Raw genomic sequence first — 26111 nt, 5'->3', positions numbered from 1 at the left:
CGGCGACGTCCACGGCTCAGCGACCCGGCGCGCGACCCGCCTCGACCCCGGCCGGTCCGCCCTCGCCCGGCAGCGGTGCCGGCACCGCCGGTAGCCGTCCCCCGTCGAGGTCGGTGTCGAGGTCGGTGTCGAGGTCGGTGTCGAGGTCGGTGTCGCGCTCACCGTGCAGACGCAGCCGGACGAAGACGGTGGTGCCGTCGCCCTCGGCCGACTCGATGATGACGTCGCCCGCGTGCTTGTCGATGATCGTCTGCACGATGCGCAGGCCCAGGCCCGTCCCGGCGATCTCGTTGGTCATCGCGTTGGAGGCGCGGAAGAAGCGGGTGCCGAGCCGGTCGAGCTCGGCGCGCGGGATGCCGATGCCATGGTCGCGCACGGCGATCTCGACCCGGTGGCGGACCCGCTCGACGCGCACCTCGACCGTGGCCCCGTCGTGGCTGAACTTCACGGCGTTGGTGAGCACGTTGAGGAACGCGCGGTAGAGCATCGCGCGGTCGCAGACCACGAGCATCGGCTCGTCGGTGACCGAGACGTCGATGGTGATGCCGCGCCGTGCGGCGGTCATCCGGACGTCGGTGACGGCGTCGGTGACCATCTCGGTCACGTCGGAGGGCTCCAGCTCCGACGACCTGGTCTCGGCCCTGGAGAGCGCCAGCAGGTCGTCGATCAGGGCTCGCAGGCGTACGACGTTGCGCCGGGTGGCCTCGAGCATCCGCTCGTGCCGGGGCTCGAGCCGGCCCTCGAACTCGTCGGCCACCATCTCGAGGTAGCCGCTGATCGTCGTCAGGGGCGTCCGCAGCTCGTGGGACACGTTGGACACGAAGTCGTCCTTGGCGCTGTCGAGCACGTGCAGCTCGTCCTGGATGCGTCCCTCGACGGCGCGCGCCCGCGACCCGGCGTCGGCGAAGTCGTTGAGGGCACGCGCGATCGAGCGGATCTCCTTGGGGCCACGCTCGTCGGCCGCCCGGCCGTCAGGGTCGTTGCGGAGCATCCGCTGGACCACCTGCTCGAGGGCCAGGAGCGGCTCGGAGAGCTCGGCGAGCAGGCGGGTCCGCGCACGACCCACGAGCAGGGCCGTCCCCACCAGCACCAGCACGGCCGCGACGAGGGTCAGCCTCATCCGGAGCGTCGCTGCCGCCTCGGCCCGGTCGAGCTCGGCGGCCAGCGCCTCGCGGGTCACCTCACGGCGCGCCCGGTAGCCGTCACCCAGGTCCTCCCCGGCCGCGGAGCGAGCCGGCGTGAGCGGACCCGGGTCGTCCTCCACGACGGGGACGGCGTAGCCGCTGAGCCAGGTCGCGACGGACTCGAGCTCGGCCGCCACGGGCGCCTCGAGGTCGGTGCCACGGGCCTGCGCGACCAGGCGGGTGCTCGCCGCGTCGAGGTCGAGCCGGGCGCGCGCGTAGTCGTCGCGGGCGCGCTGGTCGCCGGAGAGCGCCCAGGCCGACACCGCGGAGTCCACCTCGGCCACCAGGTCGGTGACGTCACTGTGCGCGGTGGCCGCGGGCTCGACGTCCGACGAGATCCGGTCGACCGCGGCCTGGCTGCCCAGGACGCCGACGACACACACCACCACCGCCACCAGCACGGGGACCACCAGGCGCCAGACGAGGGGCGAGACCAGCCGGGCGACGGGTCGCCCCGCGTCAGCTCGTTGGACGACACCCGTCACCGCGAGACCCCTTCTGGCCCGAAGGCCCCCCCTCGGGCCCTCGCGGCGGATCCTACCGCCGCGCGCCGGCCCGCGGCGCGGCCCGGCGCGCGGAACCCTCCGGCACGGCGCCGTCGGGGCGACTCAGCCCGTGGGGCCCGCGTCGCGGCCGCCGGCGCGCCCGGCCAGCAGCGCCTCGACCCGGGAGGCGAGCTCGCGCGGGCTGAACGGCTTGGTGATGTAGTCGTCGGCCCCCGAGTCGAACCCGGTGCTCACGTCGGACTCCTGGGCCCGGGCCGTCAGCAGGATCACCGGCAGGTCGTGCAGGTCGGGGTCGGCCCGGATCATCCGGATGGCGTCCAGACCGGACACCCCCGGCATCATCACGTCCAGGACACAGAGGTCGGGACGCTCGGCGCGGCACGCCTCGATCGCCGCGGCACCGTCGCCCACGGCGACGATCACGTGACCCATGGTCGACAGCTTGAACTCCACCAGCTCCCGGATGTCGACGTCGTCGTCGGCCACCACGATGCGCGCCACGTCAGGCCCCCCGTCCGGTGAGCGACCCGCTCGGGCCGGCGTTGCCCACCTGCGTGAGCAGCTCGATGTTGCTGTGCGACGTGCGGAGCCGGTCGAGCAGCAGCTCGAGGGCCTGGTCGTTGTCGAGCGACGAGAGCGTCCGGCGCAGCTTCCACACGATCGAGAGCTCCTGCTCGCCGAGCAGCAGCTCCTCGCGACGGGTGCCCGACGACACCGCGTCGATGGCCGGGAACCGCCGGCGGTCGGCCAGCTCGCTGCGCAGGCGCACCTCCATGGTGGAGGTGTCGCGCAGCTCCTCGAAGAACACCTCGTCAGCCGCGGAGCCGGTCTCCACCAGCACCGTCGCCACGATGGTGAGCGAGCCACCGTTCTCGATGTTGCGTGCTGCGCCGAAGAACTTCTTGGGCGGGTGCAGCGCCCCCGCGTCGACCATGCCCGGCAGGGTCCGCCCCGAGGGCGGCAGCGAGAGGTTGTAGGCGCGCCCCAGGCGGGTCAGCCCGTCGAGCAGGACCACGACGTCGTGGCCCAGCTCGACCAGGCGCTTGGCGCGCTCGATCGCGAGCTCGGCGACCGTGGTGTGGTCGGCGGGCGGCCGGTCGAACGTCGAGGCGATCACCTCACCCTTGACCGAGCGCTCGAACTCGGTGACCTCCTCGGGGCGCTCGTCGACCAGCACGACCATCAGGTGGCACTCGGGGTTGTTGGTCGAGATCGCGGAGGCGATCGACTGCAGCAGCGTGGTCTTCCCGGCCCGCGGCGGTGACACGATCAGGCCGCGCTGGCCCTTGCCGATCGGGGCGGTCAGGTCGATCAGCCGTCCCGTGATGTTGGCGGCGTCGGTCTCCAGGCGCAGCCGCTCGGAGGGGTGGAGCGGCGTCAGCTTGGCGAACTCGACGCGGGTCTTGGCCTGCTCGGGGTCGTGCCCGTTGACGCTGTCGATGCGCACCATCGGGTTGAACTTCTCGCGCCGCTCCCCCTCGCGCGGGTGGCGGACCTGGCCCACGATCGCGTCACCGCGACGCAGGCCGAACTTGCGGACCATCGACAGCGACAGGTAGACGTCGTCGGGCCCGGGCAGGTAGCCGCTGGTGCGGACGAAGGCGTAGTTGTCGAGCACGTCGAGGATGCCGGCCGCGGGGACGACGATGTCGTCCTCGAGGATCGTCGTGTCGGGCTCGTGCCGGTTGCCCTGCCCGCCGCGCGCGGGACCCTGCTGACCGCCGCCCGACGGTGCCTGCGGCGCGCTCGACGTGCCCTGCTGCGCCGCGGGAGCCGCGCCGTCGCCGGCCTTGTTGCGGTCGCGCCCGCGACGGCGGCGGTTGCGCCCGGTCCGGCCCTCGCCGTCCTCCTGGTCCTGACCACCCTGGTTGCCCTGGCCGCCCTGGCCGCCCTGGCCGCCCTGGTTGCCCTGGCCGCCCTGGTTGCCCTGGCCGCCCTGGCCGCCCTGGCCGCCCTGGCCGCCCTGGTTGCCCTGAGCGCCCTGAGCGCCCTGAGCGCCCTGATGGCCCGAGCCGTCCTGACCGTCGTCGTCGGACGACGCGTCGCGCCTGGTCTCCGACCGCTTGTCGGCCCTCGCCGACCGCTGCTGCACCCTCGACCCCGACGGGTCCTGCGACCCGCGCTCGGGCTGGGACTCGGACCGGGCCTCGGACCGGGACTCGGGCTGCGGGTCCGGCTGCGGGTCCGGCTGCGCGTCGGACCTCGCGCCTCGCGCTGCGCGCGACGCCTGGTCCGAGGGCGGCTCGGACGAGTCCTGCGCCGGCGTCTGGTCCGGCTGCGGGGTCCGGCGCCGTTCGTCAGGGGCGGACGCCGCCTGGCCGTCGGCCTGACCGTCGCGAGCAGCGCTGCTGGGGCCGCTGGAGCCGCTGGGGGCGCTGGAGCCGCCGGCCTGGGCGCTCTTGATCGCGTCGACGAGCTGGGCCTTCTTCATCGACCCCGCGCCCTTGATCCCCATGCCGCCGGCCATCGCCTTGAGGTCGGCGAGCAGCATCGCGTTGAGGCCGCCGGTCCGCTTCTTGGGGGCCTTGTCAGCCGACTCGATGGTCTCGGTCACGTGAGGTCCTTCCCACGCTTCACCCGCCGTGGCACAGGCCCGTCGGCGTGATCGTCGCGGTGGTCGTTGCGCTCCCAGCAGGACGAGGGAGCGAAGGGGCGCCACGGAGGACCGCAGACGCCGCCCCGGAAAGCCCGGAGCGGGGCAAGGCTAGCACCCGGCGACCTGCGCACCGGCCACCCCGACCGCGAGGTAGGAGGAGCTCCAGCCGTCGGGGCAGCAGGCCTGCAGGGCGTCGACGTCGGTGGCGCCGTGGGTGAGCACCAGGACGGTCGGGCCCGCGCCCGACACCACGGCGGCGTGCCCTCGCTCGCGCAGGGCGCGCACGAGCGCGAGCGACCCCGGCATCGCCGGCTCGCGGTAGTCCTGGTGCAGCAGGTCACGCGTCGCCCGCAGCAGCAGCCGGGGCCGGCCCGCGAGCGCCGCGACCAGCAGCGCGGCCCGACCGGCGTTGGCCGCCGCCTCGGCGTGCGGGACGGTGGCGGGCAGCAGCCCTCGCGCCGCCTCGGTCGAGAGCCCGTCGGGAGGGACGAACACGACGGCCGCCACCTCGGGGGCGACCGGCGCACCGGTGCTCCAGAACGCCCCGTCGTCGTGCCCGGAGATCGTGAAACCGCCGTAAAGGGCCGGGGCGACGTTGTCGGGGTGGCCCTCGAGGCGTGCGGCGAGCCGGAACGCCTGGTCGTCGTCGAGGGTGCGGCCGCCGGCGACGAGCCCTCGGGCCAGGGTGATGCCCCCGACGATGGCCGCCGACGACGACCCGAGACCGCGGGCGTGCGGGATGACGTTGTGGCACCGCAGCCTCAGCCCGGCCGGCCGCTGACCCATCTGCTCGAACGCCGCACGCATCGAGCGGATCACCAGGTGGCGCTCGTCGAGGGGCACCTGCCCGGAACCCTCGCCCTCGACGTGGACCTCGAGACCCGCGTCGGGCAGGACCTCCGCCTCGAGCTCGTCGCGCAGGTCGAGGGCCAGGCCCAGGGTGTCGAAGCCCGGACCGAGGTTGGCCGAGGTCGCGGGAACACTGACCCGGACCGGGCCGGCGACCAGAGCCATCAGGCCACCCTCAGACCAGGCCGGCGGCCGCCGCCGCCTCGGTGACGTCGGCGTCGACGACGGTGTCGACCAGCGCGCCCGCGCCCTCGAGCGCTGTCGCGGTGTCCTTGAGGCCGTGACCGGTGACGGTGATGACGACGGTGCGTCCGGCGTAGGACTCGCCGTGGCTCAGCTCCTGCAGCAGCCCGGCCACGCCGGCGGCCGAGGCGGGCTCCACGAAGACCCCGTCGTGGGAGGCCAGGTCGCGCTGGGCGGCGAGGATCTGGTCGTCGGTGACCGAGGCGAACCGGCCCTGGGACTCCTTGGCGGCCTGCTCGGCCAGGTGCCAGGACGCGGGGTTGCCGATCCGGATGGCGGTGGCCTTGGTCTCGGGGTCGGGGAACGGCTCACCGGTGACCAGCGGAGCCGCGCCGGCCGCCTGGAAGCCCCGCATCACCGGCCGCTTCGTGGCCAGGCCGAGCTCGGCGTACTGGGTGTAGCCGAGCCAGTAGGCCGAGATGTTGCCGGCGTTGCCCACCGGCAGCAGGTGGTAGTCGGGGGCGTCGCCGAGGTAGTCGACGATCTCGAAGGCGGCCGTCTTCTGGCCCTCGAGCCGCACCGGGTTGACCGAGTTGACCAGGGCGACCGGGTAGTCGGCTGCGAGGCCGCGCGCCATGGAGAGGCAGTCGTCGAAGTTGCCGCGCACCATGATGACCTGGGCGCCGTGCACGATCGCCTGGGCCATCTTGCCGGCGGCGATCTTGCCCTCGGGCACGAGCACGAGCGGCTTGAGGCCGGCCTTGGCGGCGTAGGCGGCCATCGAGGCGGAGGTGTTGCCGGTCGAGGCGCACACGACGGCCTCGGCGCCCTGCGCCTTGGCGACCGAGATGGCCGCGGTCATGCCGCGGTCCTTGAACGAGCCCGTGGGGTTGTTGCCCTCGACCTTGAGGTGCACCTCGGCGCGGGTCAGGCCGGAGAGCCACTCGGAGAGGACCAGCGGGGTGCCGCCCTCGCGCAGCGTCACCGCGGGCACGCCCGGCGGGAGGTCGAGGAGCTCGCGGTACTCCTCGATCACCCCGCGCCACTGGTGGGTCCGGGTCACGAGGGTCATTCGTCGGCTCCTTCGACGCGCATCACCGAGGTGACGTCGCGGACGGTGTCCATGCCGCGCAGGTGCTCGACCGTCGCGCTCAGCTGGGCGTCGGTCGCGCCGTGCGACACGACCACGAGCTGGGCGTCGTCGTCACGGCCCTCCTGGCGCACGGTCTGGATCGAGACGCCGTGCTCGGCGAAGGCCAGGGCCACCGCGGCCAGCACCCCGGCGCGGTCGTCGACGTCGATGGCCACGTGGTAGCGGGTGCGGGTCTCTCCCATCGGCAGCACGGCACGGTCGGTGTAGGCCGACTCGCCGGCGCCGCGGGTGCCCGAGACGAGGTTGCGCGCCACGGTGACCAGGTCGCCCATGACGGCGCTGGCCGTCGGGGCGCCCCCGGCCCCGGGTCCGTAGAACATCAGCTGACCGGCGGCCTCGGACTCGACGAACACCGCGTTGTAGGCCTCGCGGACGCTGGCCAGGGGGTGGCTGCGCGGAATCATCGCCGGGTGCACGCGGACCGCGACCGCCTCCTCGGCGCCACCGTCGGTGCCCTCGGTCGTGCGCAGCTCGCAGATCGCGAGCAGCTTGACGACGCAGCCCATGTCCTTGGCCGAGGCGATGTCGGCCGCGCTGACCTCGCTGATGCCCTCTCGGTGGACGTCGGAGGCGGTGACCCGGGTGTGGAACGCCAGCGACGCCAGGATCGCGGCCTTGGCCGCGGCGTCGAAGCCCTCCACGTCGGCGGTCGGGTCGGCCTCGGCGTAGCCGAGGTCCTGGGCCTCCTCGAGCGCCTCGGTGAACCCGCTGCCCTGGGTGTCCATCTTGTCGAGGATGAAGTTGGTCGTGCCGTTGACGATGCCGAGGACCCGGGTGACCCGGTCGCCGGCCAGCGACTCGCGCAGCGGGCGCAGGATCGGGATGGCGCCCGCGACGGCCGCCTCGTAGTAGAGGTCGCGCCCGGCCTTCTCGGCAGCCTCGAAAAGGGTCGGGCCGTCCTCGGCCAGCAGCGCCTTGTTGGCCGTCACGACGCTCTTGCCGTGCTCGAGGGCCGACAGGATGAGGGTGCGGGCGGGCTCGATGCCGCCGATGACCTCGACCACGAGGTCGACGTCGTCGCGGGCCACCAGGGCGGCCGCGTCGGTGGTCAGCAGGCCCTCGGGCAGCAGCACGTCACGCGGGGCGTCGATGCGGCGTACGGCGACACCGGCGAGCTGCACGGGTCGCCCGACCCGGGCCGCGAGGTCGCCGGCCTGCTCGTCGAGCAGCCGGACGACCTGGGAGCCGACCACGCCGCACCCGAGGACCGCGACCTTCAGCGGCTGTCCGTCCATCACACACCCACATCCGTCGCCAGCAAGTCGTCCTCAGTCTCTCGTCGTACGAGGATCCGCGCCCGGCCGTCCCGCACCGCGATCACCGGGGGGCGCAGCGCGTGGTTGTAGTTGGACGCCATCGAGCGGCAGTAGGCACCGGTGCCGGGCACGGCGAGCAGGTCGCCCGGGGCGATGTCACCGGGCAGGAACTCGTCGCGCACGACGATGTCGCCGGCCTCGCAGTGCTTGCCGACGACGCGGGCCAGGACCGGAGGCGCCTGGGAGGCGCGCGCGGCGATCGTGCAGGAGTAGTCGGCGTCGTACAGGGCGGTGCGGATGTTGTCGCTCATGCCGCCGTCGACGCTGACGTAGGTGCGCACCGCGCCGCCGTCGAGCGTGACGGGCTTGACGGTGCCGACGGTGTAGACGGTGCAGACCGACGGACCGACGATCGCGCGGCCGGGCTCGATCGACAGCCGGGGCACCGCGATGCCGAGCCCGCGGCACTCGTGCTCGACGATCGCGGTCATCTCGCTGGCCAGCCGCGCGGGGTCGGACGGGTCGTCCTGGGTGGTGTAGGCGATGCCGAAGCCGCCACCGAGGTCCATCTCGGGCATCGTGACGCCGAGCTCGTCGGCGACCCGGGCGTGCAGGCGCAGCACCCGCTTGGCGGCGATCTCGAAGCCGGAGGAGTCGAAGATCTGGCTGCCGATGTGGCAGTGCAGGCCCAGCAGCTCGAGCCCGGGGGCATCGTGGACGCGGCGCACGGCCTCGAGGGCGTCGCCGCTGGTGATCGAGAACCCGAACTTCTGGTCCTCGTGGGCGGTGGCGATGTACTCGTGGGTATGGGCCTCGACGCCGGGGGTCACCCGGATCATCACGCCCTGGGTGGTGTCGAGCTCGGCGCTGATCTGGGCGAGGCGCTCGATCTCGACGAACGAGTCGACCACGACCCTGCCCACCCCGACCGCCACCGCTCGACGCAGCTCCGGGTGCGTCTTGTTGTTGCCGTGGTACTCGATCCGCGCGGGGTCGACCTCGGCCCGCAGGGCGACGGTGAGCTCCCCGTTGCTGCACACGTCCAGGTGGAGCCCCTCCTCGACGACCCAGCGCGCGACCGCGACGGAGATGAAGGCCTTGGCGGCGTAGTAGACGTCGTAGCCCGCGAACCCGTCGCGGAAGGCCCGCGCCCGGGCCCGGAAGTCGTCCTCGTCGAGGACGTAGGCGGGCGTGTTGTGCTCGGCGACCAGGTCGGCGACCGCGACGCCCCCGACCACGAGGTCGCCGTCGCGCTTGTGGGCGGTGCTGCTCCACAGCAGCGGCACCAGGGCGTTGGGGTCCTGGGGCGGCGACAACCAGGCGGGTCCGCGCAGGGCGCCTGGCGCGTGGGCCCAGCCGGCCTCGTGGGTGGTGCTCATCGGGACCCGGTCACATCCGCTCGGGCGCCGAGACGCCGAGCAGGCCCAGGCCGTTGGCCAGCACGACGCGCGTGGCGTCGACGAGCAGCAGCCGGGCGCGGTGGAGGTCGCCGGTCTCCTCGTCGCCCATCGGCAGCACCCGGCAGCTGTCGTAGAAGCGGTGGTAGGTGCCGGCGAGGTCCTCGAGGTAGCGGGCCACCCGGTGGGGCGCGCGCAGGTCGGCCGCGCTCGCCACGACCTTCGGGAAGTCGGCCAGCGACCGCAGCAGCACGCCCTCCTTCTCGTGGGTCAGCAGCTCGGGGTGGGACTCGGCGACGACGCCGAGGTCGGCGGCGTTGCGCAGCAGGCTGGAGACGCGGGCGTGGGCGTACTGGACGGTGAAGACCGGGTTGTCGTTGGACCTGCGGGCCCACAGCTCGAGGTCGAGGTCGATGGTGGAGTCGGAGGAGTAACGGGCCAGCGCGTAGCGGGCGGCGTCGACCCCGATCGCCTCGACGAGGTCGTCGATGGTGATGACCGTGCCGGCGCGCTTCGACATCCGCAGGGGCTCGCCGTCGCGCAGGAGGTTGACCATCTGGCCGATCAGGACCTCGAGGTTGACGTGGGGGGTGTCGCCGAACGCCTCGCACATCGCCATCAGGCGGGTGACGTAGCCGTGGTGGTCGGCGCCCAGCATGATGAAGCAGCGGTCGAAGCCGCGGCTGCGCTTGTCGAGGTAGTAGGCCAGGTCGCCCGACAGGTAGGCGCCCTGGCCGTCGGACTTGATGATCACGCGGTCCTTGTCGTCACCGAACTTCTCGGTGGCCAGCCACAGGGCGCCGTCCTTCTCGTAGGTGTTGCCGAGCTCGGTGAGCCGCTCGACGGCCCGGGCGACCGCGCCGCTCTTGTGCAGCTCGTCCTCGTGGAAGTAGACGTCGAAGTCGACCCCGAAGTCGTGCAGGGACTGCTTGATCTCGGCGAACATCATGTCGACGCCGACGGCGCGGAAGACCTCGTTGGCCTCGTCGCGCGGCAGGGTCAGCGCCTCGGGCCGCTGCGCCACCACGGCCGACGCGATCTCGTGTATGTAGTCGCCGCCGTAGCCGTCCTCGGGCGCCGGCTCCCCCATCGCGCTGGCCAGCAGCGACCGGCTGAACCGGTCGATCTGGGCGCCGTGGTCGTTGAAGTAGTACTCGCGGGTGACCTCGGCGCCGGTCATCGTGAAGATCCGGCCCAGCGCGTCGCCGACCGCGGCCCAGCGCACGCCACCGATGTGCAGCGGGCCGGTCGGGTTGGCCGACACGAACTCGAGGTTGATCCGCTCGCCGGCGAAGTGGTCGGAGGAGCCGAAGCGCTCCCCCGCGGCCACCACGTCGGCTGCGACCTGGCCCTGCGCGTCGGCCGCGACGGTGATGTTGATGAACCCCGGTCCGGCCACGTCGACCGCGGCGACGCCGTCGGACTCGCGCAGCCGCGCGGCGAGGAGGTCGGCGAACGCGCGCGGGTTGGTGCCGGCCTGCTTGGCGAGCTTGAGCGCCACGTTGGTGGCGTAGTCGCCGTGGCTGCGGTCGCGCGGACGCTCGACCGTGACCTCGGCCGGTATGCCGTCGGGCAGGGTGACGTGACCTGCGTCGACGAGCGACGCGAGGGCGTCGACGACGGTGGCGGACAGCTGGGCCGGATTCACCCGGCAAGCGTATCGGCGCCGACGACGTTGTCCCGCACCGGCGACGGCCCTGGACGGGCCTGGACGGACCTGGAACGGCCTGCGGTCGGCTCTGCGACGTGGTGCGCCTCCGGCAGGATTCGAACCTGCGGCACCTGGTACCGGAAACCAGTGCTCTATCCCCTGAGCTACGGAGGCCAGCGCCTCTCGGCGCGCTGCGGACACTACCTCACCCGCGGGGTCGCGGCGCACGTCGGTGCGTCCGGCTGCGGACGCCCGGGGTCCGACGAGCAGCAGGTGCCCTCAGCAGCGGCTGATCACCGCGTCCTTGCGGGCGTCGTCGCCGTAGCGCCGGGCGTCGGCGGTGTAGGGCAGCACGACCGAGGCGCCGCCCACGTCGGCGAAGCTGCCGTGGACCACGCAGCCGGTGATCCGGCCGGGCCGGACCTGGGCGACGACGTGCGCGAGGCGGAACAGCTCGGCGGGGCTGAGGTCGGTGTCGGTGTGCTCGAGCACGGTGAGCACGCCGCGGTCGATGAAGCCGGGCTGGTCGACGCGCTGCGCGATGCGGGCCTGGATGCCGGCGAGCACGCGCTGCTGGTTGGCCGAGCGGTCGAAGTCACCCCCGGGCAGGTCGTGGCGGATGCGGGAGAACGCCATGGCGTCGTAGCCGTCGAGGCGGATCCGGCCCGCCGGGAAGCCGTTGTCCTTGAGGTTGTCGTCGGCGAACGCCGTCGGGTTGCGCACCGTGATGCCGCCGATGTCGTCGACCATCTGCTCGAAGTAGGGGAAGCGGGTGACCAGGACGTAGTCGGGCTCGATGCCGGTCAGCTCGCCGACGGTCTCGCCGAGCAGCTGCGGACCACCGTAGGCGAGCGAGGCGTTGATGCGGTCGGAGCCGAAGCCGGGGATCGAGACGTAGGAGTCGCGCGGGATGCCGATGCTGGTCGCGGCGCCGGTGCGGGTGTTCATGCCGACGAGCTGCAGCGCGTCGCCCCGGGTCCGGGTCATGTCCTCGCCGGGCCGGGCGTCGGAGCCGACGCCCAGGATCCAGACCATGTCGTCCTCGAGGGCCACGCCCTCGGCGTGCTGGTACTTCACGAGCACCGCCTGCGTCGCGGCGGTGCCCGCGTCGGGCACGAGCACCGCGAGGCTGCTCAGCAGGGCCGCCAGGACGGCGTACCGGCGCAGGGTGGGGCGGGAGGGGCGCCTCACGCGAGGTCACCGCGCTGCACGTCGTAGCCGAAGACCTGCCAGCCGTCGCCCTTGCGGAAGGTCAGGAAGAGGTGACCGCTGACGCGTTCGCGGCGCTCGGCGCCGGACTCCCCCGCCCGGGCCATCCCGAGCCGGAACTGCACGGTGGCCGCGTCGGCGCGCCCTGCGACGGCCAGGACGTCGACCACCGCGCGGCGCGCGAGGGCGCGTACGGCGTACGTCGTGGTGCCGACGGCGGCGTTGCTCATCAGCTTGCGGTCGTCGACGGCCCGGGCCCGCGCCCCGGGGGTGAAGGCGTCGAACGCGTCGGTGAAGTCGGTGCGGGGGTAGTCGCCGCCGAGGTAGGCGCGCTCGAACCAGTCGTCGACCACGGCGGTGACCCGGTCGCGCACGGCCCCGCGCTCGGCCCGGGACAGGCGACCGCCGGTCACCGTGCGCAGGGTGGTCGTGGTGGCGAGCTGCTCGTCGGCGGTGGCGGGGCTCGGCGCGGCGCTCGTGCTCGGGTCGGTGGTGCCGGGCCGGGCGGCGTCGCCGTCGTCGCTGCACCCGGCGGCGAGGCTGACGACGACCGCCAGGGCGAGGACCGTGGCCGGAGCCTTGGCCCGGGCCGTGGTGAGGACGGGGGTGGGGGTCATGGTGTGGCGGGGGCTCCAGACAGCGGTCGCGGGTGGTGCAGGTGTGGCATCCGCAACAGGGTGCCGCAAGATGCACCCGCAGCGGCGCATTTGCGACGCAGTGGGTCTAGCCTTGACGACACATCAGCCACGTCATCACCCGGAAGAGGCGAACCCAGTCGTGCCGCAGTCGTCAGGCCACTCCCACAGCTCCACCCAACCGTCGGCCTCGGACTTCGGTCCCAACGACTGGCTGGTCGAGGAGATGCGGGAGGCGTACGACGCCGACCCCGCGAGCGTCGACGCCTCGTGGGCGGCCTTCTTCAGCAGCGGCGGCGCTCCCGCCACCAACGGCTCCGCCCAGGCGAGCAGCAACGGCGCCCCGGCCGCCGCCCCGGCCCCGACTCCCGCGAAGGCTCCGACGAAGGCTCCGGAGCCGGCCGCTGCCCCTCGGGCCGAGGCGTCCCCGGCCCCCAAGGCCGAGCCCCGCCCGGTCACCAAGGCGGCCGAGCCCGCCAAGGCGACCACCAACCCCACCCCCAAGGAAGCCCCGAAGGCCGAGCCGGCCGCGGCCAGCGACGAGCCGACCTACACCGTGCTGCGCGGCGCCCCGGCCCGCACGGTCGCCAACATGGACGCCTCGCTGAGCGTGCCGACCGCGACGTCGGTGCGCGCGGTGCCGGTCAAGCTCCTGTGGGACAACCGCATCGTCATCAACAGCCACCTGGCCCGTGCCCGCGGCGGCAAGGTGTCGTTCACCCACCTCATCGGCTACGCGATGGTCAAGGCCGTGCGCGCGATGCCCGAGATGAACAACGGCTTCGAGGTCGTCGACGGCAAGCCCAACCTGATCACCCCGGCCCACATCAACCTGGGCCTCGCGATCGACGTGCCCAAGCCCGACGGCAGCCGCCAGCTGCTGGTGCCGTCGATCAAGGCGGCCGAGACGATGGACTTCGCCGCGTTCTGGACCGCCTACGAGGACGTCGTCCGCAAGGCCCGCGACAACAAGCTCACCGTCGCCGACTTCCAGGGCACCTCGATCAGCCTCACCAACCCCGGCGGCATCGGCACCGTCCACTCGGTCCCGCGCCTGATGGCCGGGCAGGGCGCGATCCTCGGCGTCGGTGCGATGGAGTACCCCGCCGAGTGGCAGGGCGCCTCGGAGGAGGCCATCGCCCGCAACGGCATCAGCAAGGTCATGACGCTGACCTCGACCTACGACCACCGCGTCATCCAGGGCGCGCAGTCGGGCGAGTTCCTCAAGCGCATGCACGAGCTGCTCCTCGGCAAGGACGGCTTCTACGACGAGATCTTCCGCTCGCTGCGCATCCCCTACGAGCCGATTCGCTGGAACAACGACATCGCGACCTCGCACGACGACGAGATCGACAAGCAGGCGCGCATCCTCGAGCTCATCCACGCCTACCGCGTGCGCGGCCACATGATGGCTGACACCGACCCCCTCGAGTACCGCCAGCGCACCCACCCCGACCTGCAGGTCGAGTCGCACGGGCTCACCATGTGGGACCTCGACCGCGAGTTCCCGACCGGCTCGTTCGGCGGCGAGGGCCGGCGCTTCATGAAGCTGCGCCACATCCTCGGCATCCTGCGCGACTCCTACTGCCGCACCACCGGCATCGAGTACATGCACATCATGGACCCCTCGCAGCGCCGCTGGATCCAGGAGCGCGTCGAGCAGCCGCACACCAAGCCCCCGCGCGAGGAGCAGCTGCGAATCCTGCTCAAGCTCAACCAGGCCGAGGCCTTCGAGACGTTCCTGCAGACCAAGTTCGTCGGCCAGAAGCGCTTCAGCCTCGAGGGCGGCGAGACCACCGTCCCCGTCCTCGACGAGATCTGCGAAGCGGCCGCCAAGGCCGGCCTCGACGAGGTCACCATCGGCATGGCCCACCGTGGCCGGCTCAACGTGCTGGCCAACATCGTCGGCAAGAAGTACTCCCAGATCTTCCGCGAGTTCGAGGGCAACATCGACCCGCGCACGGTCCAGGGCTCCGGCGACGTCAAGTACCACCTCGGCGCCGAGGGCGAGTTCGTCGCCGGGTCCGGCGACACGATCAAGGTCTCCGTGGCCGCCAACCCGTCGCACCTCGAGGCGGTCGACCCCGTGCTCGAGGGCATCGCCCGGGCCAAGCAGGACGTGCTCGACAAGGGCGCCGACTACCCCGTGCTGCCGCTGCTGGTGCACGGCGACGCGGCCTTCGCGGGCCAGGGCGTCGTGGCCGAGACCCTCAACCTGAGCCAGCTGCGCGGCTACCGCACCGGCGGCACCATCCACGTGGTCGTCAACAACCAGGTCGGCTTCACCACCTCGCCCGGCTCCTCGCGCTCCTCGCTGTACTGCACCGACGTCGCGCGCATGGTGCAGGCGCCGATCTTCCACGTCAACGGCGACGACCCCGAGGCCTGCATCCGCGTGGCCCAGCTGGCCTTCGAGTACCGCCAGGCGTTCAAGAAGGACGTCGTCATCGACCTGGTCTGCTACCGCCGCCGCGGCCACAACGAGGGTGACGACCCGTCGTACACCCAGCCGCTGATGTACGACCTGATCGAGCAGAAGCGCTCGGTCCGCAAGCTCTACACCGAGTCCCTCATCGGTCGTGGCGACATCACGATCGAGGAGGCCGAGCAGGTCCTGGCCGACTACCAGCAGCAGCTCGAGCGGGTCTTCACCGAGGTCAAGGAGGCGACGACCCAGCCCAAGGAGTGGACCACCGTCCCCGACTACCCGGACAAGCCGGCGGCCGAGACGACCACGGCGGTCCCGTTCGAGTGCCTCAAGCGCATCTCCGACGCCTACGTCACGCCGCCCGAGGGCTTCACGGTGCACCCGAAGGTGATGCCGCAGCTGCAGCGGCGCGCGACGGCCATCACCGAGGGCCCGATCGACTGGGGCACCGGCGAGATCCTCGCCTTCGGCTCGCTGCTGATGGACGGGCGCCCGGTGCGCCTGGCCGGTCAGGACTCGCGTCGCGGCACCTTCGTGTCGCGCTTCGCCACGATCATCGACCGCAAGAACGCCGACGAGTGGACCCCGCTGGCCTCGCTCACCGAGGACCAGGGCAAGTTCTACGTCTACGACTCGCTGCTGTCGGAGTACGCCGCGCTGGGCTTCGAGTACGGCTACTCCGTGGCCCGTCCCGAGGCCCTCACGCTGTGGGAGGCGCAGTTCGGCGACTTCGTCAACGGCGCGCAGACGGTGATCGACGAGTTCATCTCCTCCGGCGAGACCAAGTGGCGCCAGCAGTCGGGCGTCGTCCTGCTGCTGCCCCACGGCTACGAGGGCCAGGGCCCCGACCACTCCTCGGCGCGCATCGAGCGGTTCCTGCAGATGGCGGCCGACGACGCGTTCACCGTGGCGCAGCCGTCGACCCCGGCGTCGTACTTCCACCTGCTGCGCAAGCAGGCGCTCGGCGAGGCCCACCGTCCGCTGATCGTCTTCACGCCCAAGTCGATGCTCAAGCGCAAGGAGGCCGCCTCGCAGCCCAGCGACTTCACCGAGGGCACCTTCCGGCCCTTCATCGGTGACGCCGACGCCGCGCAGGACCAGGTCGACACCCTGCTGATCTGCTCGGGTCGCGTGACCTGGGACCTCATGGTCGAGCGGGCCAAGCGCGAGGACGCCGGTCGTTTCGCGATCGCGCGCGTCGAGCAGCTCTACCCGCGGCCCGAGGACGAGATCAAGGCCGAGATCGCGCGCTACCCGCACCTGAAGGCGGTGCGCTGGGTCCAGGACGAGCCGGCCAACATGGGTCCGTGGTCGCACTACGCGATGAACCTGTGGCACGACGTCGACGCGAAGGTCGAGCCGATCACCCGGCCGCAGTCGTCGTCGCCGTCGGTCGGCACGGTCAAGCGTCACGTCGCGGAGCAGAAGGAGCTCGTCGAGCGGGCCTTCGCCTGAGTCGACCGCAGCAACCGATGTACTTCACCGACCGAGGGATCGAGGAGCTCGACAAGCGTCGGGGTGACGAGGAGGTCACCTTGGCGTGGGTCGCCGAGCAGCTGCAGGGCTTCGTCGACGCCCACCCCGAGTTCGAGACCGCGGTCGAGCGGTTCGCCACCTGGCTGGCCCGGCTCGACGACCCCGACGACTGAGTCGGTCGGTCGCTGGACGACGAGATCGGGCACGCCGACTGGGGCACTGCGTTCTTCGCAACCGCGGTGAGCGTCGAGCGGGTGCTGGCCGGCGTCAACGTGCTCGCCGGGCAGCCGATCGACGTCGCGCCGACGGGCGTCGGGCCCGGCCGGGTGGTCAAGGTGTCGGCCCGGGGGGCCATCGGCGAGGCCGACGGCGAGCGGGTGTCGGCCGAGCCGGCTCGGTTCGTGGTACGCGTCCCCGTCGCGCTCGACTTCACCGTCGACCTCGGCGTCGACAAGCACCGCTTCACCGCCGACGTCGTCGTGCCGCTGGTCATCACCGCGCGACCTCGTGCCGACCTCGCCATCGTCCTCGACGTCACCCCACCGGCGACCCACGCGGTCGTCGTACGGGTGCGGGCGCAGGGGCTGCGGGCCTCCCTCGTGCAGCGGGCCGCCAACGTCGAGGGCGAGCTGCGGCGCTTCGTGGCCACCTACGTCGCCCGCGAGGTCGAGGGCCCCGTGGTGAGCGCGGCCCGGGTCATCGACGTCACCGATGCGATCGACCGTGCGCTGGCCTCGCTGCCCTCGCCGACCCCCCAGGCGACCGCCGTCGCCACCGACCTCGACCAGGCGCTGCAGGCCGAGATCGTCGACCACGAGGAGCTGTTCGTCGACCCGACGACCCCACCGTGACGCCAGGTCGTGCCGTGACAGGATGAACCGTGGCTGAACTGCACTTCTTCACCGGCACCATGGACTCCGGCAAGAGCACCCTGGCCCTGCAGACCAACCACAACCACGCCGCCCGCGGTCGCCACGGCCGCATCTTCACCGCCCACGACCGTGCGGGCGAGGCGATCTTGTCGAGTCGGCTCGGCCTGACCCACGAGGCCACCGAGGTGCCGCCCGACTTCGACTTCTGGCGCTACGTCGTGGACTCCCTCACCCGGGGGGGCCGCATCGACTACCTGGTCTGTGACGAGGCGCAGTTCTACACCGCCGCCCAGATCGACCAGCTGGCCAAGGTGGTCGACGAGCTGCAGATCGACGTGTTCGCCTTCGGGATCCTCACCGACTTCCGCACCGTGCTCTTCGCCGGCAGTCGCCGGCTGGTCGAGCTGGCCGACCGGATGCACGTGCTCCAGGTCGAGGCCCTGTGCTGGTGCGGCAAGCGTGCCACCCACAACGCCCGCACCGAGGACGGGGTGATGGTCGTCGAGGGCGAGGTGATCGTCGTCGGGGACGTCGACGGTCCCGACGGCCCCCCGGCCGAGGTGGCCTACGAGGTGCTGTGCCGCCAGCACCACCGCCGCAGGCTCACCGCCGCCCGGGCCCACGCGGTCAGCCTGGCGCCGGACCCGCTCCCGTTCGGCTGACCCTCCCCCACCGGTCGACGACGTCGCGCCACCGACCTGACCCCACGGTGGTCGAGGAGGTCGCGCTAGCGACCGTCACGAGACCCACCCACCCCCACCGACCCTCGAAAACCCATCCACCAACCCGTCGATCACACTGTCGAATATGCGCAACCGGGCGTAGAATGAACCCATGAGCACCCGCACCCGGACCCCGAGCAGCGACCCGCTGCTCGAGTCCGTGCGCGCGAGCCGCGACGAGGACTCCCGCGTCCAGGTCCAGACCCTCAACGCGGTCCTCGACTGGGCGGCGGTCAACACCGCTGCCCCTGCTGAGACCGCAGCACTGCTCGACCCCATGGAAGAACCCGCCCTGCACCTGGGCGGCCCCGGCTGCCCCGTGATCGGCGAGTACGCCGCCCTCGACCTCGCCCTGTCGCTGGGCATGTCGACCGACGGCGGCCTGGCCTACCTCGGCAAGGCGTTGGAGCTGCGCTACCGCCTCCCACGGCTGTACGCACGCGTGGTCAAGCTCGAGGTGGCGGTGTGGAAGGCGTTCCGCGTCGCCGAGCACACGATGTCCCTGCCTGCGGTTGGTGCCACTGACGTGGACAAGGACATCGCCCCGTTCCTGCACACCTGCTCCTGGGCGCAGGTCGACCGGGCCGTCGACGCCGCGCGGGCCAAGCACGACCCCGACGAAGCCGAACGCCGCCGCAAGAAGGCCGCCGAGCACCGTCACGCCGACGTCCACCTCGGCGACGCTTCGACGTCGGGCACCGTCGAGATGACCGCCACCCTCGACTTGGCCGACGCGATCGACCTCGACGCCGCGCTCAAGAACGGGGCCCAGGCGCTGGCCGACCTCGGGTCCACCGAGTCGTTGGACGTCCGCCGCTCCCAGGCCCTGGGTGAGATGGGCCGCCAACAGCTCGCCCTCGACCTGCTCACCGGCGAGATCACCAGTGGCACTGGGCGTGGGGTCACGTTGTACGCGCATCTCGACGCCGAGCACCCCGACCTGCCCGGGTTCCTGGACAACACCTGGTCCCCGGTCCTCATCCAGCAGATCCGCGCCTGGTGCCAACAAGCCGGCACCAAGGTCACCGTCAAACCCGTCGTCGACCTCGCCACAGACCCGGTCACCGAGGCCTACGAGCCCACCGACGCCATCCGTGAGCTCGTACGCCTCAGGGACCACACCTGCGTGTTCCCCGGCTGCACCAGGCGCCGCGTCGACCTCGACCACATCATCCCGTTCACCGCCGGCGGGCCCACGTCAGCGCACAACCTCGCCATGCTCTGCAGGCGCCACCACCGAGCCAAGACCCACTCCCGCTGGCGCTACGTCATGCTCCGCCCCGGGCTCTACCACTGGACCAGCCCCACCGGCGCCACCTACCTCGTCGACCGCAGGCCCCCCACACTCCGCCCACCCCGCCCATCGCGCCGACAACCCTGACCGCCCCAAAGACCCCGCCCACCACCACCACAGCGGGGTCACCGGCACGCCCAGCGGTCCTCACCCCACCCCACCGTCCCGTCGAGCAGGCCGCACCACACGGAGGTTGAGGAGGCCGCCCGCGGCCGTCACGAAACCACCCGGCCACACGACCTCGTACGACGACCGGGCCCCACGGAGGTTGAGGAGGTCGCCCGCGGCCGTCACGAAACCACCCCGGCCGCAGGGCCCAGTGCAGGCCGCCCACGTCGGCTGCGGTTGGCAGGGGTCTCGAGACGGTCGCGGGCGACCTCCTGGACCACCGTGTGCTGCGGTCGCGGCGACCTCCTCGACCCCGTGGGGTCGGGCTGGTCGCACTGGGCGAGCCCGGCTCGGCTCCGTCGAGGACCAGGCGGAGATGACCCGATCGTGTCCCTCCTCGGCCTCGCCAGCATCGCGAGCATCACGACATGTCCACTCCCCGCCTGCTCCGCCACGTCACCTTCGCCAACACCTGCCCGGCCCTCGCGCTGCTCGTGCCACCGGGACGGGCACGGCGTACACCGCCAACACGATCCGGTCCCAGGACATCGTCAACGGCCAGGTGAAGACCGTCGACGTGGGTTTCCGTGCGGTCACCTCGATCAAGATCAAGAACGGCACGGTAGGGCTGGCCGACCTCGTCGCCGGCGCGGTGGACTCCAGCCGGCTCAAGGACGGCTCGGTGACCGGGGTCGACCTCGCGGACGGATCGGTGAGCGCCGTCGACCTGGTGGCCGCCTCCATCACCGCGGCCCAGATCGCCGACGACACGATCACGGCGAAGCAGATCGCCCCCGACTCAGTCGACCAGGACCGGGATGAGCATCTCGTCGGGGGTCAGGGAGCCGTGCAGGCCCACGAGGGTCTTCTCGTAGGCGAAGCGCTCGGTGGAGAAGATGCCGAGGTCGCCGTCGCAGGCGACGACGACGTCGCCGAGCCTGGGCAGGACCCGGGCGTCGACCGGCCCGAACCACCCGCGACGGATCGCGTCGCCGCGGGTGAGCACCGTGGCCCGGTCGCCGAGCACGGCGGTCCAGGAGGTCAGGACGTCGTCGACGGCCCCGCTGCGGCAGTAGAGGTGGCGGAAACGGGCCTCCCCACCCAGGAGCGCGACCCCGTCGAGCAGCTCGGCGTGCTCGTCGACGTCGATGCGGCTCGCGTCGGGTGAGTCGACCATGCCGTGGTCGGCGACGACGACCAGCCGGGTGTCTGCGGGCAGGGCCTCGCGCAGCTGCTCGGCCTCGGCGTCGACCATGGCGAGCTGCTGGAGCCACTGGCTCGAGGCGACGCCCCACCGGTGGCCGGTCCAGTCGAGGTCGCTGTCGTAGAGGTAGGTCATCGAGGGCCGGGTCGTCGAGGCCGTCACGGCGGCGGCGATGCGCTCCCCCACCTTGTCGGCGCCGACGAAGTCGCCGCCGCGGCTCGAGGCGACCGTCAGGCCGGACCCCCGGAACTCGCGCTTGTTGACCACGGTGACCGAGACACCGGCCGCGGCCAGCGTCGCGAACGCCGTGGGGTGCGGCTGCCACTCGAGCGGGTCGACGTCGGCGTCCCAGAACAGGTGGTTGAGCAGCTTGTCGGTGCCGGGGATCCGCGCGGTGAACCCCACCAGGCCGTGGGCGCCGGGGGTCAGCCCCGTGCCCAGCGAGGTCAGGCTCGTGGCCGTCGTCGACGGCACCCCGGCCGTGCCGGGCCCGCCGGAGGAGGCCAGCAGCCCCGAGAGGTACGGCGCGGCGTGGGCGTGCCTCTCGAGCAGCCGCGCGCCCAGCCCGTCGACCAGGAACACGACGTACGACGCCGCGTCGGGCAGCTCGAGGCCCGAGGGCGGCACGCCGACCCGCGCGCCGAGGGCCCGGGCGACCGCGGGCAGCACGTCGGCCAGCGACCGGCGGCCGTAGGCCGGTTCGACGAAGTCCACGAGGGCGTCAGTGCTGGGTGCGAGCCGACAGCGAAGCCGCGAAGGACAGCAGCCCCGCCACGGCGTCACCGCCGTCGGCGGCGGTCGAGACCCGCAGCGAGAAGTCGTCGGAGGCGAGCACCCCGGTGTAGCCGTGGTCGGCATCGCACTCGGGGTCGCTGCAGCCGGCCGGCTCGAGGTCGAGGCGCGAGACGCCGCCCCACCCGATCGTCATCACGGCCTCGGCCGGCGGCTGCGGGCCCCTGGTCGGGTTGGCGGTCATCCGGGTCACGACGACGGACTTGACCGACGTGAGGCTGATCGCCTCGGTCGAGGTCGAGGTGTAGGGCTCGGGCAGCAGGTCGTCACCGGCGTGCTCGTCGGTGTGGGCCAGGATCAGCCGCGAGGGGGTGAGCACGACGACGCTCTGGTGACGACGCACCTCGTCGTTCTCGAACGTCGGCTCGTGGTGCACGTAGAACGAGACCACCTGCTCGCCGGCCACGGCACCGTCGACGGCGTCGGCGACGACCTCGGGGTAGTAGCCGGTGCGGTCGATCGCCTTGCGGAGGTCGCGCGAGTGGTCGAGGTCGTCGAGCGGTCGGGGCATGCGTGGCACGCCCGTCAGTGTGTCACGGGGCGGCTGCTCACCGGTCGGCGAGCACCATCCCGGCGCCGAGGCCGATCATCATCACGCCGCCCGTGGCCCCCATCGCGTCGAGCCGCTGCGGCTTGCGCGCGAACCACGCACGGGCCCGGCCGGCCGCGGTCGCCCACAGGCTGTCGGAGGCGACGGCCATGGCCGCGAACGCCAGGCCCAGGACCACCAGCTGCGGCCCGGCGGCGTGGCCCGGGTCGATGAACTGCGGCAGGAACGCCAGGAAGAACACGATCGTCTTGGGGTTGGTCAGGCCGACCACGAAGCCCGTCGCGAGCGCGCGGCCGGGCCGCTCGCGCTCCGGGCGGGCCAGCCCCGCCGCGAGGGCCTCACGGGCGTCGCTGCGGTGCCGCACGGCCTGCAGCCCCAGCCACACGACGTACGCCGCGCCGACCAGCTTGACGGCCGTGTAGGCGGTGCTGCTGGCGGCGACGACGGCGCCGACGCCGACCGCGACGGCCACCACCTGGGCGAGCAGCCCCAGGGCGTTGCCCAGGACCGAGGTCAGCGCGGCCCGCAGGCTCACGGTCAGCGCCCGGCCCAGCGTGAAGAGCAGGCTCGGGCCGGGGACCTGGATGAAGAGGATCGAGGCGACCAGGAACGTCACCCACTGGCTGGCGCTCGGCATGCTCCGAGTGTGGCAGCCGGTCCGGTGCAGCGCCTGCGACTTCTACTCCGGGATGGTGTCGCCCATCGGGTGGTCGGTCATCCGGCGCACGAACAGGTCGGAGCGCGGCTCGGCGACCGGCGCCACCCGGCCCGAGGCCGTGAGCACCGTGGCGCCCTGGGCGCCGGCGAGCACCAGCGACAGCTCGAGAGAGCTCAGCTGGGGCAGGTCGTTCTGCATCTGCGCGACCCGGCTGATCAGCCGTTCGATGGCCTCGACGTCGACGGGCTCGGCGCCGCGGTAGCCGAAGAGGATCGGGGAGCTCTTGACCTCGCGCACCATGGTCGCCACGTCGCGCGCCCCCAGGGGCGGGATCCGGTAGGACCGGTCGGACAGCAGGTCGATGATCGGGCCCGAGATGCCGAACGAGACGACCGGGCCGAACAGCGGGTCCTCGATGCTGCGGATCGCGACCGGGACGCCGGGCGCGGAGTTCTTCTGCACCACGAAGTCGGCCCCGGCAGGGTCGCGCACCAGCGTGGTCAGCGACTCCCAGGCGTTGCGCATCTCGGCGGTGCTGTCGATGTTGCGCCACACGTGGGCCAGGTCGGGACGCTCGCGCAGGCCCTCGGCGGTCGCCTTGAGGACGACGTCCCACCCGAGCCGGCGCCCGGCCGACTGGGCCTCGCGCAGGGTGGCGACCGGGATGGACTCCCACAAGGTGATGTCGTAGGCCGCGAGCAGGGCGGTGACCTGGACGCGGTCGAGCTCGGCGCCCTCGGGGTGGGCCGACAGCACCTCGTTGACGACGCGCTGCGCCGCGACGGTGTCGACGTCGGCCGGGTCGGGCGGTGCGCCGTCGGGGGTACGCAGCCACACGGCGTAGTCGACGACGCTGGCCAGGGCCCGCACCGCCGCCTCGACCGCGGGGTACGACGGCACCGAGCCACGACCGGCCGAGGCACCGGCGACGTCGGGCACACGCAGCAGCTCGGGCACGCCCTCGGCGCCGAGGAACGAGGAGACCAGCGGCTTGTCGGACTGCTCCCCCACCGCGGCCAGCACGTTGGCGACGTCCTCGCCGGACACGTTGAGCGGCGGGATGTAGACCGCGATCACCGAGTCGACCTCGGGGTCGTCGATGACGTCGTCGAGGGCGTCCTCGAAGTCCTCGGCCGAGGGCTCGGCGCTCAGCGTCACCGACCGGGTCACCGTCAGCCCGACCGCCGCCGCGGCGTCGGCCGCGAGCAGGCCCAGGGCGTCGGAGTTGCCGACCACCGCGACCCGGCGTCCGCGCGGCAGCGGTTGGTGGGCGAGCAGCTGGGCGACGTCGAACATCTCCTCCAGCGTGTCGACCTGGATGATCCCGGCCTGCTTGAACATCGCGTCGAGGGCCTCGGGCGGCGCCACGATGCGGCGTACGGCGTGGCCCATCGGCACGCCCTGCGTGGTGCGCCCGGAGCGTACGGCGATGATCGGCTTGCGCAGCGAGACCCGGCGCGCGATGCGGGAGAACTTGCGAGGGTTACCGATCGACTCGAGGTAGAGCAGCACGACCTCGGTGGCGTCGTCCTCCTCCCAGTACTGCAGGAGGTCGTTGCCCGAGACGTCGGCGCGGTTGCCGGCCGACACGAACGTCGTCAGCCCCAGGCCCCGGTTGCGGACCTTCTCGAGGATCGCGGAGCCCAGGGCACCGGACTGGCAGAAGAACGCCGCACGCCCGCGCGGCGGCATCACCGGCGACAGGCTCGCGTTGACCGAGATCGCCGGGTCGGTGTTGATGACGCCGAGGCAGTTGGGCCCGATCAGGCGCAGCCCGTAGGAGCGCGACAGGCCGACCAGGTGCCGCTGGCGCTGACGGCCCTCGTCGCCGGTCTCGGCGAACCCGCTGGAGATCACGATCATCCCGTGCACGCCCTTGGCGGCGCAGTCGAGGACGACGTCGGTGACCGAGTCGGCGGGCACGGCGACGATCGCCACGTCGACCTCGTCGGGGATGTCGCCGACCGTCTTGAACGCCGGCAGCCCCGAGACCGCCGCAGCGCTCGGGTTGACGGCGTAGACCCGGCCGGTGAAGTCGCCGGTCACGAGGTTGCGCACGAGCGCCTGGCCGATGGTGTCCTGGCGGCGCGACGCACCGATGATCGCGATCGAGCGCGGGTTGAAGAACCGCTCGATCGACGCGGCCTCGGCGCGGTGCTCGCGGCCCCGCATGACCCCGATGGAGGTGTCGGTCGCCTCGATCGGGAACTCCAGCGTCAGCACGCCGTCCTCGTAGCCGCTGACCACCCGGTAGCCGGCGTCGCGGAAGGTGTGGATCATCCGGCTGTTGTCGGGCAGCACCTCGGCGACGAACCGCTCGATGCCCCGCTCGCGCGCGGCCTGGGCGAGGTGCTCGAGCAGCAGCTGGGCGATGCCACGGCCGTGGTGCTGGTCCTCGACCAGGAAGGCGACCTCGGCCTCGGCGTCGCCGACCACGTCGTAGCGACCGACCGCGATCATCTGGCCCTGCAGGATCAGCACCAGCGCGACGCGCTGGTCGTGGTCGACGCGCGTGAACCGGGCGACGTCGCGCTGCGACAGCGTCGGCATCGGCGAGAAGAAGCGGTAGTACTTCGACCGGTCGCTGACCCGGGAGTAGAAGGTGACGAGCAGGTCGGCGTCGTCGGGGCGGATCGGCCGGATGTGGGCGGTCCGACCGTCGCGCAGCAGGACGTCGGCCTCCCAGTGACGCGGCGGCGCGGCCGCGGGCGAGTCGGGGTCGACGGTCACAGGGTCAGGATAGGGGTGCTGGCGCAGCCCACGCGCCGCGCGCGCGTCCTCAGGCCCGTCCCGGCGCCGGGAGCGTCCACTCGATCCCGGTGCCGTCGACCGGGTCGTAGGTGTCGTCGTTGTCGAAGTAGGCGGCGTCGGGATCGTCCTCGCCGCTGGTGCGCACGTAGGTGAGGCAGTGCTCGCGACGCTCCCCCAGGACCCCGTCGCCGACCGCCGTCTCCTGGCAGGGGGCGAACGGGCGGGTGATCGTCAGGTGGTCCAGCGGCCGACCCCCGCCCCAGACCCGCAGGTAGTCGTCGAGCTGGAACGGGGACGACCCGGAGACGGGCGTGACCGCGACCCGCAGGTAGTAGGGGGTGACCTCGTCGGCCCGCTCGTAGCCGATCGCCCGCAGGTCGGCTGGGTCACCCTGCTCGATGCCGAGCACGGTGACCTCGATCGTCCCGGCGCCGGCCGTCCTGGTCACGGTGGCAGTCTCGCCCGCGGCCAGCACCGTGCCGGGCGCGGTGGAGCCGTCGGCCCGCTGCGACGGCGTCGCATCGGGGCCGTCGGGGCCAGCGGGCCCGTCGTCGTCCTGGCAGCCCGCCAGGGCTACGACGGCGAGCAGGGCCACCGCCGTACGCCGTGCCAGGGACGCTCGCGAGGACATGCCGAC

At 72.6% G+C, this 26111-nt stretch carries 20 protein-coding genes and 1 tRNA gene; 5 read left to right on the top strand and 16 right to left on the bottom strand.

All coding sequences use genetic code 11. The features are described from left to right. Positions 1 to 16: 16 nt before the first annotated feature. From FZC61_RS23945 to FZC61_RS13990, 11 genes are all read right to left on the bottom strand, one after another. Complete coding sequence (locus FZC61_RS23945) at positions 17 to 1669, bottom strand: sensor histidine kinase (RefSeq protein WP_148614795.1); 1653 nt, start codon at positions 1667 to 1669, stop codon at positions 17 to 19. A 123-nt stretch (positions 1670 to 1792) separates the two neighbouring features. Continuing rightward, complete coding sequence (locus FZC61_RS14035) at positions 1793 to 2191, bottom strand: response regulator transcription factor (RefSeq protein WP_148614794.1); 399 nt, start codon at positions 2189 to 2191, stop codon at positions 1793 to 1795. 1 nt (position 2192) lies between these two features. Further along, positions 2193 to 4244: a transcription termination factor Rho gene (gene rho, locus FZC61_RS14030; protein ID WP_148614793.1), complete on the bottom strand. Its 2052-nt coding sequence runs from the start codon at positions 4242 to 4244 to the stop codon at positions 2193 to 2195. Between the two features lie 150 nt (positions 4245 to 4394). Next, complete coding sequence (gene thrB, locus FZC61_RS14025; RefSeq protein ID WP_148614792.1) at positions 4395 to 5300, bottom strand: homoserine kinase; 906 nt, start codon at positions 5298 to 5300, stop codon at positions 4395 to 4397. Between the two features lie 10 nt (positions 5301 to 5310). Beyond that, positions 5311 to 6390 carry a threonine synthase gene (gene thrC, locus FZC61_RS14020; protein WP_148614791.1) on the bottom strand — a complete coding sequence of 360 codons (1080 nt, stop codon included), beginning with the start codon at positions 6388 to 6390 and terminating at the stop codon, positions 5311 to 5313. Beyond that, complete coding sequence (locus FZC61_RS14015; protein WP_148614790.1) at positions 6387 to 7706, bottom strand: homoserine dehydrogenase; 1320 nt, start codon at positions 7704 to 7706, stop codon at positions 6387 to 6389. The genes thrC and FZC61_RS14015 overlap by 4 nt, the downstream gene beginning before the upstream one ends. Beyond that, a complete protein-coding gene (gene lysA, locus FZC61_RS14010) occupies positions 7706 to 9106 on the bottom strand; it encodes a diaminopimelate decarboxylase (RefSeq protein WP_148614789.1) in 1401 nt (466 codons plus the stop codon). The genes FZC61_RS14015 and lysA overlap by 1 nt, the downstream gene beginning before the upstream one ends. A gap of 10 nt (positions 9107 to 9116) precedes the next feature. Next, on the bottom strand, positions 9117 to 10772 hold the full coding sequence (gene argS / locus FZC61_RS14005; RefSeq protein ID WP_148614788.1) for an arginine--tRNA ligase: 1656 nt from the start codon (positions 10770 to 10772) through the stop codon (positions 9117 to 9119). 104 nt (positions 10773 to 10876) lie between these two features. After that, a tRNA-Arg gene (locus tag FZC61_RS14000) sits at positions 10877 to 10949 on the bottom strand. A gap of 105 nt (positions 10950 to 11054) precedes the next feature. Beyond that, the gene (locus tag FZC61_RS13995) at positions 11055 to 11966 is read right to left on the bottom strand and encodes an LCP family protein (RefSeq protein ID WP_246142692.1); all 912 of its coding nucleotides are present in this window, start codon (positions 11964 to 11966) and stop codon (positions 11055 to 11057) included. Beyond that, positions 11963 to 12601, bottom strand: coding sequence for a hypothetical protein (locus FZC61_RS13990; protein ID WP_148614787.1), 639 nt, complete (start codon positions 12599 to 12601; stop codon positions 11963 to 11965). The genes FZC61_RS13995 and FZC61_RS13990 overlap by 4 nt, the downstream gene beginning before the upstream one ends. Before the next feature lie 244 nt (positions 12602 to 12845). Between FZC61_RS13990 and FZC61_RS13985 the strand changes: the two genes are divergently transcribed. From FZC61_RS13985 to FZC61_RS13970, 5 genes are all read left to right on the top strand, one after another. Continuing rightward, on the top strand, positions 12846 to 16502 hold the full coding sequence (locus tag FZC61_RS13985) for a multifunctional oxoglutarate decarboxylase/oxoglutarate dehydrogenase thiamine pyrophosphate-binding subunit/dihydrolipoyllysine-residue succinyltransferase subunit (protein WP_246142702.1): 3657 nt from the start codon (positions 12846 to 12848) through the stop codon (positions 16500 to 16502). Positions 16503 to 16519: 17 nt separating this feature from the next. After that, complete coding sequence (locus tag FZC61_RS23130; protein ID WP_170286112.1) at positions 16520 to 16696, top strand: DUF6104 family protein; 177 nt, start codon at positions 16520 to 16522, stop codon at positions 16694 to 16696. 66 nt (positions 16697 to 16762) lie between these two features. Next, on the top strand, positions 16763 to 17374 hold the full coding sequence (locus FZC61_RS13980) for a hypothetical protein (RefSeq protein ID WP_148614785.1): 612 nt from the start codon (positions 16763 to 16765) through the stop codon (positions 17372 to 17374). 29 nt (positions 17375 to 17403) lie between these two features. Beyond that, entirely contained in the window at positions 17404 to 18057 is a 654-nt protein-coding gene (locus tag FZC61_RS13975; RefSeq protein ID WP_148614784.1) for a thymidine kinase, read from the top strand. Between the two features lie 172 nt (positions 18058 to 18229). Next, entirely contained in the window at positions 18230 to 19498 is a 1269-nt protein-coding gene (locus tag FZC61_RS13970; RefSeq protein ID WP_148614783.1) for an HNH endonuclease signature motif containing protein, read from the top strand. 820 nt (positions 19499 to 20318) lie between these two features. On the opposite strand, the gene FZC61_RS13965 is transcribed toward FZC61_RS13970, so the two are convergent. From FZC61_RS13965 to FZC61_RS13950, 5 genes are read right to left on the bottom strand one after another with little or no spacing between them, the layout of a single operon-like run. Further along, positions 20319 to 21437 carry an alkaline phosphatase family protein gene (locus FZC61_RS13965; RefSeq protein WP_211357253.1) on the bottom strand — a complete coding sequence of 373 codons (1119 nt, stop codon included), beginning with the start codon at positions 21435 to 21437 and terminating at the stop codon, positions 20319 to 20321. A gap of 7 nt (positions 21438 to 21444) precedes the next feature. Further along, positions 21445 to 22026, bottom strand: coding sequence for a DUF5998 family protein (locus FZC61_RS23445; protein ID WP_211357269.1), 582 nt, complete (start codon positions 22024 to 22026; stop codon positions 21445 to 21447). Positions 22027 to 22063: 37 nt separating this feature from the next. Then, complete coding sequence (locus FZC61_RS13960; RefSeq protein WP_148614781.1) at positions 22064 to 22702, bottom strand: LysE family translocator; 639 nt, start codon at positions 22700 to 22702, stop codon at positions 22064 to 22066. A gap of 42 nt (positions 22703 to 22744) precedes the next feature. After that, the gene (locus FZC61_RS13955) at positions 22745 to 25453 is read right to left on the bottom strand and encodes a bifunctional acetate--CoA ligase family protein/GNAT family N-acetyltransferase (RefSeq protein ID WP_148614780.1); all 2709 of its coding nucleotides are present in this window, start codon (positions 25451 to 25453) and stop codon (positions 22745 to 22747) included. 49 nt (positions 25454 to 25502) lie between these two features. After that, entirely contained in the window at positions 25503 to 26105 is a 603-nt protein-coding gene (locus tag FZC61_RS13950) for a hypothetical protein (RefSeq protein ID WP_148614779.1), read from the bottom strand. Between the last annotated feature and the right edge of the window lie 6 nt (positions 26106 to 26111).

It is taken from the genome of Nocardioides rubriscoriae (assembly GCF_008087085.1).
Classification (GTDB): Bacteria; Actinomycetota; Actinomycetes; order Propionibacteriales; family Nocardioidaceae; genus Nocardioides; species Nocardioides rubriscoriae.
This window is presented reverse-complemented; position numbering and strand designations above follow the sequence as displayed.

Excerpts from the sequence above, each read along its gene's own strand:
- thrB (WP_148614792.1), bottom strand. The coding sequence starts at position 5,300 with ATGGCTCTGGTCGCCGGCCCGGTCCGGGTCAGTGTTCCCGCGACCTCG.
- thrC (WP_148614791.1), bottom strand. The coding sequence starts at position 6,390 with ATGACCCTCGTGACCCGGACCCACCAGTGGCGCGGGGTGATCGAGGAG.
- FZC61_RS14015 (WP_148614790.1), bottom strand. The coding sequence starts at position 7,706 with ATGGACGGACAGCCGCTGAAGGTCGCGGTCCTCGGGTGCGGCGTGGTC.
- lysA (WP_148614789.1), bottom strand. The coding sequence starts at position 9,106 with ATGAGCACCACCCACGAGGCCGGCTGGGCCCACGCGCCAGGCGCCCTG.
- FZC61_RS13990 (WP_148614787.1), bottom strand. The coding sequence starts at position 12,601 with ATGACCCCCACCCCCGTCCTCACCACGGCCCGGGCCAAGGCTCCGGCC.
- FZC61_RS13985 (WP_246142702.1), top strand. The coding sequence starts at position 12,846 with ATGCGGGAGGCGTACGACGCCGACCCCGCGAGCGTCGACGCCTCGTGG.
- FZC61_RS23130 (WP_170286112.1), top strand. The coding sequence starts at position 16,520 with ATGTACTTCACCGACCGAGGGATCGAGGAGCTCGACAAGCGTCGGGGT.
- FZC61_RS13970 (WP_148614783.1), top strand. The coding sequence starts at position 18,230 with ATGAGCACCCGCACCCGGACCCCGAGCAGCGACCCGCTGCTCGAGTCC.
- FZC61_RS23445 (WP_211357269.1), bottom strand. The coding sequence starts at position 22,026 with ATGCCCCGACCGCTCGACGACCTCGACCACTCGCGCGACCTCCGCAAG.
- FZC61_RS13960 (WP_148614781.1), bottom strand. The coding sequence starts at position 22,702 with ATGCCGAGCGCCAGCCAGTGGGTGACGTTCCTGGTCGCCTCGATCCTC.
- FZC61_RS13950 (WP_148614779.1), bottom strand. The coding sequence starts at position 26,105 with ATGTCCTCGCGAGCGTCCCTGGCACGGCGTACGGCGGTGGCCCTGCTC.